Origin of the sequence: Haloarcula salina (assembly GCF_010119195.1) — an archaeon.
In the GTDB taxonomy this organism is placed as follows: Archaea; Halobacteriota; Halobacteria; order Halobacteriales; family Haloarculaceae; genus Haloarcula; species Haloarcula salina.
The window spans coordinates 377,816-392,708 of the sequence record NZ_WRXL01000004.1 but is presented as its reverse complement, the minus strand read 5'-3'; the positions used below and the strand labels follow the sequence as shown (position 1 = coordinate 392,708).

The 14,893-nt window shown below is 69.0% G+C and carries 19 protein-coding genes; 11 read left to right on the top strand and 8 right to left on the bottom strand.

The genetic code is table 11. From position 1 onward, the window contains the following. Window positions 1-5: 5 nt before the first annotated feature. Window positions 6-665 (bottom strand): helix-turn-helix domain-containing protein, encoded by a 660-nt coding sequence (locus tag GM656_RS13335; RefSeq protein ID WP_162414160.1) that lies wholly within the window; start codon window positions 663-665, stop codon window positions 6-8. A gap of 157 nt (window positions 666-822) precedes the next feature. On the opposite strand from GM656_RS13335, the gene GM656_RS13330 reads away from it, so the two are divergent. Further along, the gene (locus tag GM656_RS13330) at window positions 823-1,650 is read left to right on the top strand and encodes a molybdopterin synthase (RefSeq protein WP_162414159.1); all 828 of its coding nucleotides are present in this window, start codon (window positions 823-825) and stop codon (window positions 1,648-1,650) included. Window positions 1,651-1,657: 7 nt separating this feature from the next. Here GM656_RS13330 and GM656_RS13325 read toward each other — a convergent pair whose 3' ends face one another. Both GM656_RS13325 and GM656_RS13320 read right to left on the bottom strand, forming a co-directional pair. Continuing rightward, a complete protein-coding gene (locus GM656_RS13325) occupies window positions 1,658-2,461 on the bottom strand; it encodes an ABC transporter permease subunit (protein WP_162414158.1) in 804 nt (267 codons plus the stop codon). Beyond that, entirely contained in the window at window positions 2,436-3,317 is an 882-nt protein-coding gene (locus tag GM656_RS13320) for an extracellular solute-binding protein (RefSeq protein WP_162414157.1), read from the bottom strand. Before GM656_RS13320 ends, GM656_RS13325 begins: the two co-directional genes overlap by 26 nt. A gap of 132 nt (window positions 3,318-3,449) precedes the next feature. Between GM656_RS13320 and thiC the strand changes: the two genes are divergently transcribed. From thiC to GM656_RS13310, 3 genes are all read left to right on the top strand, one after another. Beyond that, entirely contained in the window at window positions 3,450-4,892 is a 1,443-nt protein-coding gene (thiC, locus tag GM656_RS13315) for a phosphomethylpyrimidine synthase ThiC (protein ID WP_162414156.1), read from the top strand. After that, on the top strand, window positions 4,879-5,004 hold the full coding sequence (locus GM656_RS19535; RefSeq protein ID WP_277815056.1) for a hypothetical protein: 126 nt from the start codon (window positions 4,879-4,881) through the stop codon (window positions 5,002-5,004). The genes thiC and GM656_RS19535 overlap by 14 nt, the downstream gene beginning before the upstream one ends. 184 nt (window positions 5,005-5,188) lie before the next feature. Further along, on the top strand, window positions 5,189-6,013 hold the full coding sequence (locus GM656_RS13310) for a hypothetical protein (RefSeq protein ID WP_162414155.1): 825 nt from the start codon (window positions 5,189-5,191) through the stop codon (window positions 6,011-6,013). Window positions 6,014-6,041: 28 nt separating this feature from the next. Here the strand turns inward: GM656_RS13310 and GM656_RS13305 are convergent, their stop codons facing one another. Beyond that, window positions 6,042-6,611 carry an NUDIX hydrolase gene (locus GM656_RS13305; RefSeq protein WP_162414154.1) on the bottom strand — a complete coding sequence of 190 codons (570 nt, stop codon included), beginning with the start codon at window positions 6,609-6,611 and terminating at the stop codon, window positions 6,042-6,044. A gap of 156 nt (window positions 6,612-6,767) precedes the next feature. Between GM656_RS13305 and GM656_RS13300 the strand changes: the two genes are divergently transcribed. From GM656_RS13300 to GM656_RS13275, 6 genes are all read left to right on the top strand, one after another. Further along, window positions 6,768-6,953 carry a DUF1918 domain-containing protein gene (locus tag GM656_RS13300; RefSeq protein ID WP_162414153.1) on the top strand — a complete coding sequence of 62 codons (186 nt, stop codon included), beginning with the start codon at window positions 6,768-6,770 and terminating at the stop codon, window positions 6,951-6,953. 7 nt (window positions 6,954-6,960) lie between these two features. Next, complete coding sequence (locus GM656_RS13295) at window positions 6,961-7,386, top strand: RNA-binding protein (protein ID WP_162414152.1); 426 nt, start codon at window positions 6,961-6,963, stop codon at window positions 7,384-7,386. Continuing rightward, entirely contained in the window at window positions 7,386-8,090 is a 705-nt protein-coding gene (locus tag GM656_RS13290) for an RNase P subunit p30 family protein (protein ID WP_162414151.1), read from the top strand. Before GM656_RS13295 ends, GM656_RS13290 begins: the two co-directional genes overlap by 1 nt. Beyond that, entirely contained in the window at window positions 8,087-8,572 is a 486-nt protein-coding gene (locus tag GM656_RS13285; protein WP_162414150.1) for an Rpp14/Pop5 family protein, read from the top strand. The genes GM656_RS13290 and GM656_RS13285 overlap by 4 nt, the downstream gene beginning before the upstream one ends. Before the next feature lie 2 nt (window positions 8,573-8,574). After that, the gene (gene psmA, locus GM656_RS13280; RefSeq protein WP_162414149.1) at window positions 8,575-9,366 is read left to right on the top strand and encodes an archaeal proteasome endopeptidase complex subunit alpha; all 792 of its coding nucleotides are present in this window, start codon (window positions 8,575-8,577) and stop codon (window positions 9,364-9,366) included. A gap of 111 nt (window positions 9,367-9,477) precedes the next feature. Further along, the gene (locus GM656_RS13275) at window positions 9,478-10,206 is read left to right on the top strand and encodes a ribosome assembly factor SBDS (protein ID WP_162414148.1); all 729 of its coding nucleotides are present in this window, start codon (window positions 9,478-9,480) and stop codon (window positions 10,204-10,206) included. Window positions 10,207-10,228: 22 nt separating this feature from the next. Here GM656_RS13275 and GM656_RS13270 read toward each other — a convergent pair whose 3' ends face one another. Further along, window positions 10,229-10,576 carry an FUN14 domain-containing protein gene (locus tag GM656_RS13270; RefSeq protein WP_162414147.1) on the bottom strand — a complete coding sequence of 116 codons (348 nt, stop codon included), beginning with the start codon at window positions 10,574-10,576 and terminating at the stop codon, window positions 10,229-10,231. A 176-nt stretch (window positions 10,577-10,752) separates the two neighbouring features. On the opposite strand from GM656_RS13270, the gene hflX reads away from it, so the two are divergent. After that, a complete protein-coding gene (hflX, locus tag GM656_RS13265; RefSeq protein WP_162414146.1) occupies window positions 10,753-12,063 on the top strand; it encodes a GTPase HflX in 1,311 nt (436 codons plus the stop codon). A 15-nt stretch (window positions 12,064-12,078) separates the two neighbouring features. Here hflX and GM656_RS13260 read toward each other — a convergent pair whose 3' ends face one another. Genes GM656_RS13260 through GM656_RS13250 form a run of 3 tightly spaced genes read right to left on the bottom strand, consistent with a single transcriptional unit; the run spans window position 12,079 to window position 14,804 of the window. Continuing rightward, window positions 12,079-13,521: an NAD(P)H-hydrate dehydratase gene (locus tag GM656_RS13260; protein WP_162414145.1), complete on the bottom strand. Its 1,443-nt coding sequence runs from the start codon at window positions 13,519-13,521 to the stop codon at window positions 12,079-12,081. A 45-nt stretch (window positions 13,522-13,566) separates the two neighbouring features. After that, window positions 13,567-13,842, bottom strand: coding sequence for an acylphosphatase (locus GM656_RS13255; protein WP_162414144.1), 276 nt, complete (start codon window positions 13,840-13,842; stop codon window positions 13,567-13,569). Window positions 13,843-13,895: 53 nt separating this feature from the next. Then, complete coding sequence (locus tag GM656_RS13250) at window positions 13,896-14,804, bottom strand: DNA-3-methyladenine glycosylase family protein (RefSeq protein WP_162414143.1); 909 nt, start codon at window positions 14,802-14,804, stop codon at window positions 13,896-13,898. Between the last annotated feature and the right edge of the window lie 89 nt (window positions 14,805-14,893).

Below are 14,893 nucleotides of genomic sequence, written 5' to 3'. Positions count from 1 at the left end.
ACCGGTCACTTGTCCCACTCCGGCGCGTCGAACATCACCGAGGTCAGTACCTTGTTGGCCGCACGCCGGACGTTTTCGGAGACGGATTGTTCCGAGATTCCGAGTTCTGCACCGAGTTCGCCCAGCGTCGTCCCGCGCGGGACCTCGAAGTACCCTCCCTCTACGGCCTTCTGGAGCGTCCGCCGCTGCGCCTCTGTCAGGTCGAACTTGTGTCCACTGCCGTACTCCTCGGCCAGCGTGTACACGCGCTCCAACTGGAAGACGATCCCGTGGTCCATACAGAAGTTGTGAAAGTCCGTCAACCCCGAGTGGTCGTCGAACCGGATCCGGAAGAACCACTGCTCGTTCCCGCGGGCCTCCAGGATCGTGGCCTGCGTCTCGGCCATCCCGTAGATGAGGCTCTCGACGTGGTCGGCCCACTCGACGCGATAGAGGGCGCTGTCCTCGATAATGTCGAGCGCGTGGAGGCGTTCGACGTACTTGCTCGACTCGACGGCTCGTTCGAACTCGTCGAACCCCCCGCCGTGGACCCAGACGTACGGCATCACCCGTCCGGAGGCCGGCACTACTCGCTCCATCTCGACGTGCGTGTTCTCGCCGCGGGCGAGCACCTGTCCGAGGATGAACTCGCCCGAGTCGATCGTGAACTCCGCGATGACAGACATACCGGCCATACTCTCGCTGGAGTAATGAAGTCACGTCTGGCGAGCGTACCGCCCCGCGGGGTCGCCGTTCAGCGGTTCGCGGTCGGCCGTGTGCTCTGTCCGACCCTACCCGTCCCCATCGAAAAGGACTATCTGCGCTCCTGTGTTACGCACGCTCATGCACGTGCTGGGAATCGTCGGGCACTCCGAGACGGGGAAGACGACGCTCGTCGAGCGGTTGGCCGAGCGCCTCTCCGCGTCCGGGCGCGTCGCGACGGTGAAACACTGTACGCACCCGCCCGACGTGGACACCGAGGGAAAAGATACCGCGCGACACCGCGCGGCGGGCGCGGCCGAGACCGTCGCGCTCACCGACGACGGCGAGTGGTACGCGACCGGGGCAGAGCGGACGCTCGGGGAGACGCTCGACGCCCTCGCGCCCGACTACGATTACGCCCTCGTCGAGGGGTACACCGACGCGTCGATTCCGAAGGTCGTCCTGGGCGAGCGCGAGGCGGCCGATCCGGTCCTCCTCCGGGCGTCTCAGGGAGCGGACGCCGACCTCGACGCCATCGTCGAGACGCTCCGCGACCGGGACCCCTACGTCACGCTGGAGACGCTCGTCGACGAGGTGAAAGCCCATCCCGACGAAACGTTCTCGGGGGCCATCGCGACGTTCACCGGCCGCGTCCGCGCTCGCGACGGGCCGGAAGACCCGCCCACCGAGTTCTTGGAGTTCGAGCGCTACGACGAGGTCGCCGCGCGGAAGCTGGCCGCGCTACGGGAGGATCTGGAGGCGCGCGACGGCGTCTACGCGGTCCGCCTGCACCACAAGACCGGCGTCGTCGAGGCCGGCGAGGACATCGTCTTCGTCGTCGTCCTCGCGGGCCACCGGACCGAGGCGTTCCGCGCGGTCGAGGACGGCATCAACCGACTCAAAGAGGAGGTCCCGCTGTTCAAGAAGGAAGTGACCGTCGACGAGGCGTTCTGGGCCCACGAGCGGTAGCGCCGTCTTACCGCCACGGCGTCGCCCGCAGGCCGTGGACGATCAGCAGCGTCCCGAGCGCGACGCTGAGCAGGACGACCGCCACGGGCAGCGCCGCGTCCAGGCCGTCCGAGATGAACGAGGCCCAGATCTGGACCGGGAGCGTCCGCGGGTAGTACGCGAGCATCATCGTCGCGCCGAACTCGCCCATCGCGCGAGCGAACGTCAGGACGAGGCCGGCGAGGATGCCGGGCTTCGCGAGCGGGATGGTCACCGAGCGCATGGTCTCGGTCCAGTTCCGACCGAGCGAGCGCGAGGCCTCTTCGAGGTGGGCGTCGATGCCGTCGAATGCGGCCTTCGCGGTGACGACGAAGAACGGCGAGGCCACGAACGTCTGTGCGGCGACGACGCCGAGCAGCGAGCGGGTGAGCGCCAGGTCGGTCAGTCCGCCGAGGCCGCCCGGCCCGACGACCGTCAGGAGCAACATCCCGCTGACGACCGGCGGCAGGACGAGCGGCAGGACGACGGCCCCGAGCGCCGCCGTCGCCAGCGGCCCGCTGTTCTGCGAGAGCCAGTACGCGAGCGGCAGGCCGAACGCGACGGCGATGGCGGTGCTACACAGCGCGGCCACGAGCGAGGTCACCGCCGCGTCGACGACGTAGGCGTCGGTCAGGCTCGTCGCCAGCGCGGTCGGCGAGTACGTGACGACCAGCACCGCGACGGGAACGACGAAGTACAGCAGCAGCACCGCTCCGAGGACCGGAACGAGTTCGCGCACCCCCGCGCCTCCGTGGGCGGACGGGGCCTCACCGCGTGAGTGCGTCCGGGACATCTCCGGCTAGTCGTGGATACTCCTCGCGGACGGTAAATCCGTGGGGTGTGAGCCAGTCGCTCGCGAGGACGGCTTCGAAGGCGGTTCGCGTCCGCGGGCCGTCGTCGCGGCGGACGGCCCCGTACTCGATGGGACCGCCGCGCGCGACCGTCCCGTCGGGCAGTTCGTACGTAACGGTGCGGTAGCGCTCGGCGTGGGCGGGGTCGCCGAGATTGAGTTCCGGCGGGAACTCGCGGAACGGGTAGTCGCGCTCGACGGCCATGCTCCGGTAGACGAACGCGGCGTCGACCGCGCCCGTCTCGAACTGCGCGAGCAGTTGGGTCTCCGGGTAGGTCTGGTCGGCCGAGAGGACGGCGTCGGCCAGCCCCGGATCGTCGTAGTAGTCGGCGGCGAGGTCGAGGACGAACAGCGTCCGGTAGCCCAGCGGGTCGAGTGCCGGGTCGGTCCGCCCGAGCGAGACGCCGCCGTGGCGCAGCGGGTCGGTCCACCGGTCCGCGTCCCCGACGTGGCCCCCGCCGTCGGTGTCCGGGTTGTAGGCCAGCACCATCTCGTTGCTGGCGACGACCGCGTACCAGGCCGCCGACATGATTCGCTCGAACAGCGCGGGGTCGGCCAGCGCGACGATAGCGGGGTCGCGCTTTCCCTCCGCGACCAGGCGCGCGGCCTGGACCGACCCGCGGGCCTCGACGGCCAGGTCGGCGTCGGTCCGCCTCTGGAGCGTCTCGCTGGCAGCCTTCTGGAGGCTGCCCGCGACGAGGACGCGTACGCGGTCCCGCCCGAACGCCCCGCAACCGGCCAGGGCGGTCGCGGCGCTCCCCAGCGTCGCGAGCACCGCCCGGCGACTGGAGGCGTCCATCGTCCCTCTGTTTCGCGTTGGGACACATCCCTGTTCGGGTCGCCCCCACAATTGTCGGGGCGTTGTTGGCGGCCGCCTGGTGACGGCGCGGCCGGCCGGAGATTTATAATCTAGTAGTATAACCTAGTGATTATGACGCAGATCGAGGCGGCCCGCAACGGCACCGTCACCGAGGAGATGGAACGCATCGCAGCGCGCGAGAACGTCGACCCGGAGTTCGTCCGGCGACAGGTCGCCGACGGGCAGGCCGTGATTCCGGCGAACGTCAACCACGACTCGCTGGACCCGATGGTCATCGGTCGCGAGTTCGCGACGAAGGTCAACGCGAACATCGGCAACAGCGAGGAGACGAGCGACATCGAGGGCGAACTGGAGAAGCTCCACACCGCCGTCCACTACGGGGCGGACACGGTGATGGACCTCTCGACCGGCAGCGACTTGGACGAGATTCGGACGGCGAACGTCGCGCACTCGCCGGTCCCGGTCGGGACCGTCCCCATCTACGAGGCCGTCAAGCGAGCGGGCGACGCCGCGGACATCACGCACGACCTCCTGCTCGATGTCATCGAGAAGCAGGCCCGACAGGGCGTCGACTACATGACGATCCACGCGGGCGTCCGGATGGAGCACCTCCCGCTGACGGACGGCCGGACGACCGGGATCGTCTCCCGCGGTGGCTCCATCCTCGCGCAGTGGATCGAGGAGAACGGCATGGAGAACCCCCTGTACGCGACGTTCGAGGAGATCTGCGAGCTATTCCACGAGTACGACGTGACGTTCAGCCTCGGCGACGGCCTGCGGCCGGGCTGTCTGGCCGACGCCGGCGACGACGCCCAGTTCGCCGAACTCGACACGCTCGGCGAACTCACGCGGACCGCGTGGGACCACGACGTGCAGGTGATGGTCGAGGGGCCGGGCCACGTCCCGATGGACCGGGTCGCCGAGCAGGTCGAGCGCCAGCAAGACGTCTGCGACGGCGCGCCGTTCTACGTCCTCGGACCGCTCGTGACCGACGTAGCGCCGGGGTACGACCACATCACGAGCGCCATCGGCGCGACCGAGGCGGGCCGGGCCGGCGCGGCGATGCTGTGCTACGTGACGCCAAAGGAGCACCTCGGACTGCCCGAGAAGGCGGACGTCCGCGACGGACTGGCCGCGTACCGCATCGCGGCCCACGCCGCCGACGTGGCCAACGGCCGCGAGGGCGCGAGAGACTGGGACGACGCGCTCTCTGAGGCCCGCTACGCCTTCGACTGGCGCGAGCAGTTCGACCTGGCGCTGGACCCGGAGCGGGCGCAGGCGTACCACGATCAGACGCTCCCCGGCGACAACTACAAGGAGGCCCGCTTCTGCTCGATGTGCGGCGTCGACTTCTGCTCGATGCGCATCGACCAGGACGCGCGTGCCGAGGGAGAGATGGACGAGATCGAGACCGACGGCGACGACCGCACGGATCTCACGGACTCCGCGGCGGCCGAGGTGAACCGCCCGCCGGTCGGCACGCACGACGAAGCGGCGGTTCCAGAGACAGACCGCGCTTCGGCCGCCGAGACGGAGGGGCGTGCTGACGACTGACACGGCGATAGTTCTTTATAATTGGTGTCCGTCATCTGAAACGATGCAGAAGAAGCTCATTGCCCTCGTCGCGGTCGCGGCCATCGCGCTCGCGTACGTCGCCAAGCGGTAGGGTCACGTTTCACCGGCGTATCGCCACTCGAACAGCGCTGTCGGCCGCCCCGTTGGTCCCCGGCGGTCTCGACTCGCCGGACCGTCGCCCGGTACCGGCCGACAGTGTTCTCACAGGCTTCTCTTCCAGCGGTCGCTCCGTCGCTTTCCGAACCCTTACCCGCGGTTGCGCCGTACCCGACGGTATGTACGGCGTCGTCACCCGCAACGAGGAGGAGACGCAGTGGTCCGAGTTCGACCGGGCGTTCTACGAGGTCAAGGACGTGACCGGCCGGGCCGCGGAACCGGTTTCGGACGCGGTGAACATGGTGTCCTGCTTCGGCGACAACGCGGTCGAGAGCGAAGAGGAACTGCTCGCCTTCGACGACGAGGGCACGCCGGCGACGCGCAACCAACCGTACTTCGACTGGACGTACGTCTGCCCGACCCACGACCGCTATCGCGAGGGCCTGCTCGACATCATCTCTGACGCCGCCGCGGTCAACGAGGACGTTCGCCTCGACGACGTGGGCTTTCCCCGCGACGAGTACTGCCACTGCGACCGCTGTGAGCGCCGGTTCGCCGAGAGCGACTTCGAGGACTGGTCGGCCTGGCGGACGAACGTCATCACCGAGTTCGTCGCCGAGGCCCGCGAGCGCGTGCCCGGCGACCTGTACCTCACGCTGTATCCCGACCCCTATCCCGGCCACCTCGAAGCCCGCTCTGGCGTCGCCGTCGACGACATCGCCGCGTACGCCGACGAGTTCGTCGTCCCCATCTACGACATGGCCTACTCCACGACGTACTGGCTGGAGATCCTGGCGAAGGGGTGGCAGGACCGCCTCTCGACGCCGTTCAGTATCGAACTGTACGCCGTCGACGTGGACGTGGACGACCTCTCGAAGGCCGTCGAGGTGGCCGCCGAGTACGGTGATTCCGTGCTGTTCGGCTACGACGCGAGCAACGCTCGGGCAACCGTTCGACGGCTGAACGCCGACGCCAGAGAGGGGAAGTCCTTCGGCCCAGAGTGAGTGACGACTGAGTTCGGCCGCCGCTCGGCTACGCCCCGCGCTCGAAGCGCCGGTCGCGCCACTCCTCGATCTCCTCGCGGTCGCGCGTGTCCGCGGGCAGGTCCTCGAACCACCGCGCCTCGCTGATCTCGAAGTCCGGGTCGTCGACGCTGACTTCTGTCGTCTCGGCGCGCGCCTCGTACACCGGGAGGACCCCCCAGGCCATGTTGCCGTCGCAGTAGAACTCCACGCGGCCGAGCAGTCCGAGGCCCTCGATGGACGCCTCGATGCCGCCCTCCTCGCCGAGTTCGCGGAGCGCGGCCTCCCGGAACGACTCGTTGCCGTCGAGTTCACCGCCCGGCAGGACCCACATGTCGACGCCCTCGTGGCGGACCAGCAGCAGTTCTCCGGAGGGCCGGTAGGCGAGCGTGTGCGCGCCGTAGGGCGCGCCGTGGTCGCGGGCCTCGCTGGCGACCGACCGGAAGTGCTGGCGCGGGACCCGTCGGTGGCGCGTGAACTCGACGAAATCGTCGTGACGGTCTCGGAGGCTGTGATACGTCTGCTCGGCGGTCTGGCGCGCTCCGTCGGCGAGGTACCACAGTTCGTCGACTCGCGTCATGTGTCTACCGGGCGTAACTCCGAAGCGTCGACGGTCGTCTGGGACTCCCTGCCGTGGTGCACATGGCGGCAGGTCGTTCCGAGTCGTCTATAACCCTTCGACACCGCGCCGGACCGAATCAGTCCCTTTTTGACGAGCCACCGAGTACCGCCGGGTATGGCATTCGAAGAGGACGACAGCGTCATTCTCCACGACGAGCACAGCGACTACGACGGCGAGACGGGCACGGTCACGCAGGTCGTCGAGACGATGTTCGGCGACGCCAACTACACGGTCTCTTTCGAGGACGGGCAGGAGCAGGGCGTGCCCGAGGACAACCTCGAAGCCGCCGAGGACGAGTAGGCGCTCGATGTCGTCGGTCCCGTTCCACTACGTCGACCTCCGGACCTTCTGCTACGCGACCGAGGACGACAAGCGCGTCGAGCAAGCGTTGCGGACGTTTCTGCCCGAGGACTACCCCATCGAGCGGGCGAAGAGCGAGGGCCACTACGGCGACCGCATCGTCGTCCTCTCGGCGCGGGTCGAGAACGCAGACGAGGTTCGCCACGTCCTCTCGCAGGTCGCGAGCGCCCCCGACATCGAGGCGGTGCGAGCGGAGCTCGACGACCGGGTCGACGACAACTGCTCCTTCTTCCTCACCTTCGACAAGCAGGCGGCGTTCCGCGGCGACGTGGAACGCGGCGACGGCATCACGCTCCGGGCGAAGGTCGAGGCCTACCCCGCCAAGCGCGAGAAGGCCGTCGAGAACGCCCGCGAGGTTCTAGAGGAGCTGTGATGTACGAGGCCGTCTACGCCCACCCCGACGGCGACAGCACCGTCGCCCGGCACGCGCTGACGGCCGCCGAGTCCGGCTTCGACGGCATCGTCGTCAGGAACCACGGCGACGAGCCGGCCGACTACGACGCCGACGCCATCGCCGACGAGTACGGCGTCGACGTGGCCGAGGGCGTCGAGGTCCGCGCAGAGAATCCCTCGCGAGCCAGCGGCTTCGTGGGCAACCACCGCAGCGAGGCGACGGTCGTCGTCGTCCACGGCGGCGATCCGACGCTGAACAGGTTCGCGGTCGAACAGCCCGCGGTCGACGTACTCGCCCACCCGATGCGCGGCGACGGCGATTTCAACCACGTCCTCGCCAACGAGGCCGCGGCGAACGGCGTCCGGGTGGCGTACTCGCTCGGGCCGGTCCTTCGCGCGTCGGGCGGCAGCCGCGTCCGGGCCATCAAACAGCTCCGGAAGCTCAGGGAACTGCTCGAGGACGCCGACGCGCCGTTCGTCGTCACCGCGGGCCCTGTGAGCCACCTCCAGCAGCGGGCCCCGCGCGAACTCGTCGCCGTCGGCGAGGCCGTCGGTTTCGACGCCGAGACGATCCGAGAGGGGCTGGCCGAGTGGGGCCGACTCGTGGAGCGCAACCGCGAGCGCCGGCGCGACTCGTTCGTCGAGCCCGGCGTCACCGTCGAATCAGAGGAGGAGCGGCCGTGAAACACCTCCCGAAGCACCTGCGGCCCCGGTGGCGCTACCTCGCCGTCGAGATCGAGTCGTGGCCCGACGCCGCCTTCGACCGCCGGGCGTTCCAGCGCGAGGTGTGGTACGCCGCCCAGAACTTACTGGGAGACACCGGCAGCGCGGAGACCGATATGACGGTCCTGCGCTTCGAGCGCCGCGGCGGCGCGGGCCACGCGATCGTTCGGACCCGGCGCGGCGAGACCGACGCGGCCCGCGCCGCCCTGGCCTGTCTCGACAGCGTCGACGGCGACGCGGTTCGCGTTCGGATACGGGGGATTAGCGGCACGGTGCGCGCCTGTGAAGAAAAGTATATAGGCGGGCCGCCGGAAGCACCGCAACAGAGACACGTCGTGTTCGAGAACGCAGACCGGAGCGCCACCGTACGGGATCCGCGATACGACGTCGAAACGGCCTCCGACGGCGCGTTCGTGGGCGCGACAGCACTCGATTTCAGATAACTATGCAGGGACAAAACCAACAGCAGGCCTACGACCGCGGGATCACCATCTTCTCCCCGGACGGACGCCTCTACCAGGTCGAGTACGCCCGCGAGGCGGTCAAGCGCGGCACAGCGAGTATCGGCGTCAGGACGAGCGACGGCGTCGTCCTCGCCGTGGACAAGCGCATCCGGTCGCCGCTGATGGAGCGCTCCTCGGTCGAGAAGATCCACAAGGCCGACGACCACATCGGTATCGCTTCGGCCGGTCACGTGGCCGACGCCCGTCAGCTCATCGACTTCGCCCGCCGCCAGGCGCAAGTGAACCAGCTGCGCTACGGCGAGCCGGTCGGCGTCGAGACGCTCACCAAGGAAATCACCGACTACATCCAGCAGTACACGCAGGTCGGCGGCGCGCGCCCGTTCGGCGTCGCGCTCATCATCGGCGGCATCGTCGACGGCGAGCCCCGCCTGTACGAGACCGACCCCTCGGGGACGCCCTACGAGTGGAAGGCGCTGGCCGTCGGGGCCGACCGCGGCGACATCCGCGACTACCTCGAAGCGAACTACGACGCGGAGATGGACCTCGACGCGGGCATCGACCTGGCGCTGGCCGCGCTCGCGTCGGTCAACGACGACGAGCTCGCGCCGGAAGGTATCGGCGTCGCGACCATCGACGCGGAGACGGAGACCTTCGGCGTCCTCTCCGACGACGAGAAGGAGACGCACCTCGCCGAGGCCGACCTGCTCGAATCTGACGACGGGGACGAGGATGGGGACGAGGCCGAGGACGCGGACGACGAGACCGAGGAGTAACGCGCTCTCGCCGGCCGAACTCGGCCCGCTGCGTCCCGTCAGTCGGACTGTTCTATTCGGACCCAGCGCCGCGCAGTAAGGCCTTTAAGCTGCCCACCGCTACCCTCGGGTATGATATCGCTTGACGAGGCGGTGACGGCGCGCCTCGAATCCCACGGGCAGCGGTTCGAGGTACTGGTGGACCCGGACGCGGCGCTGGCGATAAAGCGCGGGGACTTCGAGGGGGAGTTAGAGGACGTCATCGCGGCCGAGGACGTGTTCGAGGACGCGTCTCGGGGGGACCGGCCGCCCGAGAACATGCTGACGGAGGTGTTCGACACCACCGACCCGATGGCGATCATCCCGGAGGTCATCAAGCGCGGAGAGATCCAGATCACGGCGGACCAGCGCCGCGAGATGCAGGAGCAAAAGCACAAGCAGCTGGTCCAGCGGATCACCCGCAACGCGGTCAATCCGCAGATGGACGACGCGCCGCACCCGCCCGAACGGATCGAGTCCGCCCTGGAGGAGACGGACTTCAGGGTCGATCCGATGGAGCCCGTCGAGAGCCAGGTCGACGACGCGCTCGACGCGCTCAGACCGGTGATCCCGATCCGCTTCGACGAGGTCACCGTCGCGGTGCAGGTACCGGCGGACTACGCCGGCAGCGCACAGGCCCAGATCCGACAGTTCGGCGACCTCGAACGCGAGGAGTGGCAGTCCGACGGTTCGTGGGTCGGTGTGCTGACGTTCCCCGCCGGGCTCCAGAACGACTTCTACGACCTCGTGAACGAGCACACGAGCGGCGAGGCGGAGACGCGGATCATCAAAGACGAAGACGACATCAGCACGCGCGGCTGAGGCGGACCGCAGCCGGTTCGCGTTATCCCTTCTTGAAGCCGATCAGGAAGCCGGCGGTGAACCCGGCGCTGACCGGCAGCGCCGACAGCAGCGACATGAGCCAGGAGGGCGGCTGGGTCGCCGCGGCGTCGCCGGCGGTCCCGGTCGCGTTCCGCGCCGCCCCGCCGATGGCTTCCCAGTTGACCTCGAGGATGCCGCGCGTCTCCAGGAACTTGAACAGCGCCAGCTCGATGCCGACGATGACGGCGATGAGCTTCGCGACCTTCTTGGCGGCGAAGCCGATGATACCGCCGATGAGGCCGCCGCCGCCGAACTCAAGCCCCATCTGCTGGAGACCGAATCCGTCCAGTTGTAGTGCGAACGTTTCCATACCGCGTACCTGACTGTCCATTTTTAAATCCTTTGTGCTCGTGTCTGTCCCTCTTTTTATCGTCACGGGTCGGTCGCGACTGGCCCCAGCGTGCCGAGTTGTTCGCCGTCGGCCGCCGGACGTCGGGGCGACCCACCCCGCAGATTAAATAATCGGACGCCCTACTTTCGCGACGAGTGACGGCGACACACACCACGGAACGGGCGGTGGTCGCGAAGCGCGTCGACAGCGGCACCGCCGACACGGAAGAGATCCGGGACCTCGCCAGAGCCGCCGGTTACGAGGTCGTCGGGGAGATCACCCAGACTCGGACCGAGGACCCCGCCTATCACCTCGGCGAGGGGAAGGTGGCACGGCTGAGCAACGCGGTCGCCCGCGAGGACGCGACCGTAGTGATCTTCGACAACCAACTCGGCCCGTACCAGACCTACAACATCGGGAACGAGCTCCCCGACCGGGTGCGGGTCATCGACCGCTTCCGGCTCATCCTCGAAATCTTCGGCCAGCGGGCCCAGACCCGGAAGGCGCAGCTCCAGGTCGAGCTCGCCGAGTTGCGCTACGAACTCCCGCGGGCCGAGGCCAAGGCGAGCCTCGCCAAGCGCGACGAACGGCCGGGGTTCATGGGGCTCGGGGAGTACGACGAGACCCGCGAAGAGGACATCAAGAAGCAGATCTCCAACATCCGCGACGACCTCGAATCCATCGAGGAGACCGAGCGCCACCGCCGGGACCAGCGCCGCGAGTCGGGATTCGATCTCGTCGCGCTGGCCGGCTACACCAACGCCGGGAAATCGACGCTGCTGCGCCGGCTCGCGACCGAACTGGACGTGGACGAGAACGAGGACCTCCACCCGGACCTCGACGCGACCGCCGAGAGCGAGGACCGACTGTTCACGACGCTCGGGACGACGACGCGGCGCGCGGAGGTCGGCAAGCGCGAGGTGCTGGTGACCGACACCGTCGGGTTCATTCAGGACCTCCCTCACTGGCTCGTCGAGTCGTTCAAGTCCACGCTCGGCTCGGTGTACCACGCCGACCTCGTCTTGCTCGTCGTCGACGTCACCGAGTCGGTCGAGGAGATCCGCGAGAAGCTGGTGACGAGCCACGACACGCTGTACGAGCGAAACGAAGCGCCCATCGTCACGGTGCTGAACAAGACGGACGCGGTCGACGACGAGGAGGTCCAGCGCAAGAAGGCGGCGCTCTCGTCGCTGGCTCCGGACCCCGTCGCGGTCAGCGCCAGGGAGGGGCTGAACGTCGACGGCCTGGCTGAGCGCATCGACCGGGAACTGCCCGACTACGAGCAGGAGCGACTGGTGCTCCCGATGACGGAGGACACCATGAGCCTCGTCTCCTGGATTCACGACCACGCGAACGTCGAGGCCGTCGACTACGGCGACCAGGTGGTCATCGAGTTCGAGGCGCGGCCGGCGATCATCGAGCAGTCCCGGGCGAAGGCCGGCGACCTCGTCGGCGCGTCGGCCTGAGTGCCTGCTGGGCGCTTATTCTCCCGCACCGCGACGCCACAGCACCCGCGGAATCTCGTCAAGCAGGTCCGTCGCCACCAGCCCGTAGCCGCGGTCCTCGACGACTCGGTCTCCGACGCTCCCGACCGCGTAGGCGGCGATAGCCGCGGCGTCGAGCGGGGTCTGGACGCAGGCGAGCGCGCCGGTCACGCCGGCGAGCACGTCGCCCGTTCCCCCGACAGTCATGCCGGGGTTGCCGGTCCGTCCGACCCGTGTCTGCTCGCCGTCGGAGACGATGTCGTAGGGCCCTTTCACCAGCAGCGTCTGGCCGATCTCGGCGGCAAAGGACTCGACGAGGGCCATCCGCTCGCGCCAGTCTTCGTCCGTCTCCCCGCCCATCCCCACGAGTTCGCCCTGATGCGGCGTGCAGACGAGGTCGGCGTCCGTCTCGATCTCCGGAACCACGGAGAGGGCGTCGGCGTCGACGACGGCCGTCCCGTCGAACCTCGAGAGCATGTCGGCCACGGCGTCGAGCGTCGCGTCGGCGTCGCCGAGTCCCGGTCCGAGGACGAGCGCGTCGTGGGACGCCGCAAGGTCGGCGAGCCGGTCCACGTGGGCCGGCGCGAGGCGGTCGCCGTCGTAGGGCCTGAGGATGAGGTTCTCGCTGTAGCCCTGGATCTCGCGGGCGACCGCGGCCGGGCAGGCGACGCGGACGAGGTCGGCTCCGCCGCGGAGCGCGGCCTGCGCACTGAGCGCCGGCGCGCCGGTGTAGGGACCGCCGCCGACGACGAGGACCTCGCCGTTGTCGCCCTTGTGGCTCGCGGGGTCGCGGTCGAGTCGCGAGAGGTCGCCGCGCTCGACGAACAGCTCCGCCGCGTCGGGGATGCCGATGTCGGCGACGGTGACGGGCGCGTCGAGGTTCGGGAGGCCGGGTTTCGTGTCGTGGAAGGTCACGACGTGGTCGGCCCGGACGGCGTTCTCGGCCAGCCGTCCGGTCCCGGCGTCGAGGCCGGAGGGAACGTCCACCGACAGGACCGTCGCGTCGCCAGCGTTCATCGCGGCGGCGGCCGTCGCCTCGGGTTCTCGGAGGTCACCGGCGATGCCGGTCCCAAGCATCGCGTCGACGACGAGGGCCGGGTCGCCGAGATCGAGCGCGGCGGAGTCGGTGACCGTCTCCGTGGGGTACTCTGCACGCTGAAGGGCGTCCCAGTTCTCTCGGGAGATGTCCGTCGTGATGGTCTCGGGTCGTCCGAGCAGGAGGACGCGGAGGTCGAAGTCGTCGAGGAAGCGGGCGGTGACGAGCGCGTCGCCGCCGTTGTTCCCGCGGCCGGCGACGATCGTCACGCTGTCGCCGGGGTCCGCCAGCCTCCGAACCGCTCGGGCGACCGCGTGGCCGGACGACTCCATCAGTTGCTTGCGCGGCACGCCGAGGGCCTCGGCGTTCTCGTCGACGACGCCCATCTCTGAGCCGGTGAGCATGCGCGGGGATTGCGCTGCCACCGAAGTAACTCTACGGGACGACGGCTACCAGCGGACCTCGAAGCCGTCGAGGCTTTCCGGGTCTCCGTACTCGACCTCCACGTCCGTCACGTTCGCGCGCTCGCTGCCCTCGCGGCAGAACTCCACCATCGCGTCCACGTCGTCATCAGGTCCCTCGAACACCGCCTCGACGCGGCCGTCGTCGAGGTTCCGGACCCACCCGTCGACCCCGCGCTGTTGCGCGCGCTCTCGTGTCGTCGCTCGGTAGTAGACGCCCTGGACGCGGCCGGAGACGAAGACGTGCGCTCGCGTTCGAGACATAGTCAGACGCTTGCCCTGCGACCCTCGTTATACTGTCGGCTGGTCGCCGTCGGTCACTCGGCGTCGCCGCCGGTGCGGAGGTAGTGAAAGAGGTACGTCTGGGCGTACCCGGCGTACTCGCCGCCGAGCGCGGCCCGAATCGCCCGCGAGGTCTCCGCGTAGTTCCCCCGGTCGCACTCGGGGTAGTACTCCTCGATGGTCGACCGGATCCACGTGTCCAGCGGGACCGCTTCGAGGAAGTCGAGCGAGAACAGCAGGACGCAGTCGGCGACCTTCTCGCCGACGCCGACGAAGCGCGTCAGCGATTCGCGCGCCGCCTCGTAGTCCATTCCGGTCGCCTCGTCCGGGTGAGCTTCGCCGGTGGCCACCATCTCCGCCGTCCGCTGGACGTACGGCGCGCGATAGCCGAGTCCGAGGTCGCGCAGCGCTTCCTCGCTCGTCTCGGCGAGCGCGCTCGGCGTCGGATACGCCCGGTAGGTCGCGCCGTCGAACTCGACAGGCTCGCCGTACGCCTCCCGGAGCGCCCGCTGCATCCCGTGGATGCGCGAGACGCGCATCTGCGCCGAGCAGATGAACGAGACGAGCGATCCGAACGGCGGGTCCCGGACCAGCCGCATCCCCCAGTACGCGTCGTAAGCGTCCTGTACCACCTCGTCGTCCGGGGCACCGGCGCGGATCTCGTGGAGATCGTCGTCCAGGCGCAGCAGTCGGCGCACGTCGCGTTCGGCGTCGACGGTCGACTCCCACTCCAGGCGCTCGTCTCGCTGACGGACACGGACGACGTGGGGTGTGCCGTCGCGCCTGACGGTGGTCCAGTACCAGCCGTCGTCCCCGGTCGCGCCCTCCGTCTCGTACATCCGGCCGTCGTCCCGGTTCCAGAGATAGGACTGCCCGCTCTCGACGGTCGACTGTAACTCGATGCCCCCGGCGAGCGGCTCGGTGTCGATGTCGCCCTGTTCCATTGTGTCTCGAAAACCGCCCCACGGCTATCGGCGTTTCGAGTCGTGCCGAGCCCGTCGAGCGAGCGAATCGCGCCGAAGCAGTCGACGCC

What these genes read in the sequence shown, in the direction of transcription:
- GM656_RS13335 (WP_162414160.1), bottom strand. Translation starts at nt 665, where the DNA reads ATGTCTGTCATCGCGGAGTTCACGATCGACTCGGGCGAGTTCATCCTC.
- GM656_RS13330 (WP_162414159.1), top strand. Translation starts at nt 823, where the DNA reads ATGCACGTGCTGGGAATCGTCGGGCACTCCGAGACGGGGAAGACGACG.
- GM656_RS13325 (WP_162414158.1), bottom strand. Translation starts at nt 2,461, where the DNA reads ATGTCCCGGACGCACTCACGCGGTGAGGCCCCGTCCGCCCACGGAGGC.
- GM656_RS13320 (WP_162414157.1), bottom strand. Translation starts at nt 3,317, where the DNA reads ATGGACGCCTCCAGTCGCCGGGCGGTGCTCGCGACGCTGGGGAGCGCC.
- thiC (WP_162414156.1), top strand. Translation starts at nt 3,450, where the DNA reads ATGACGCAGATCGAGGCGGCCCGCAACGGCACCGTCACCGAGGAGATG.
- GM656_RS13310 (WP_162414155.1), top strand. Translation starts at nt 5,189, where the DNA reads ATGTACGGCGTCGTCACCCGCAACGAGGAGGAGACGCAGTGGTCCGAG.
- GM656_RS13305 (WP_162414154.1), bottom strand. Translation starts at nt 6,611, where the DNA reads ATGACGCGAGTCGACGAACTGTGGTACCTCGCCGACGGAGCGCGCCAG.
- GM656_RS13300 (WP_162414153.1), top strand. Translation starts at nt 6,768, where the DNA reads ATGGCATTCGAAGAGGACGACAGCGTCATTCTCCACGACGAGCACAGC.
- GM656_RS13295 (WP_162414152.1), top strand. Translation starts at nt 6,961, where the DNA reads ATGTCGTCGGTCCCGTTCCACTACGTCGACCTCCGGACCTTCTGCTAC.
- GM656_RS13290 (WP_162414151.1), top strand. Translation starts at nt 7,386, where the DNA reads ATGTACGAGGCCGTCTACGCCCACCCCGACGGCGACAGCACCGTCGCC.
- psmA (WP_162414149.1), top strand. Translation starts at nt 8,575, where the DNA reads ATGCAGGGACAAAACCAACAGCAGGCCTACGACCGCGGGATCACCATC.
- GM656_RS13275 (WP_162414148.1), top strand. Translation starts at nt 9,478, where the DNA reads ATGATATCGCTTGACGAGGCGGTGACGGCGCGCCTCGAATCCCACGGG.
- GM656_RS13270 (WP_162414147.1), bottom strand. Translation starts at nt 10,576, where the DNA reads ATGGAAACGTTCGCACTACAACTGGACGGATTCGGTCTCCAGCAGATG.
- GM656_RS13260 (WP_162414145.1), bottom strand. Translation starts at nt 13,521, where the DNA reads ATGCTCACCGGCTCAGAGATGGGCGTCGTCGACGAGAACGCCGAGGCC.
- GM656_RS13255 (WP_162414144.1), bottom strand. Translation starts at nt 13,842, where the DNA reads ATGTCTCGAACGCGAGCGCACGTCTTCGTCTCCGGCCGCGTCCAGGGC.
- GM656_RS13250 (WP_162414143.1), bottom strand. Translation starts at nt 14,804, where the DNA reads ATGGAACAGGGCGACATCGACACCGAGCCGCTCGCCGGGGGCATCGAG.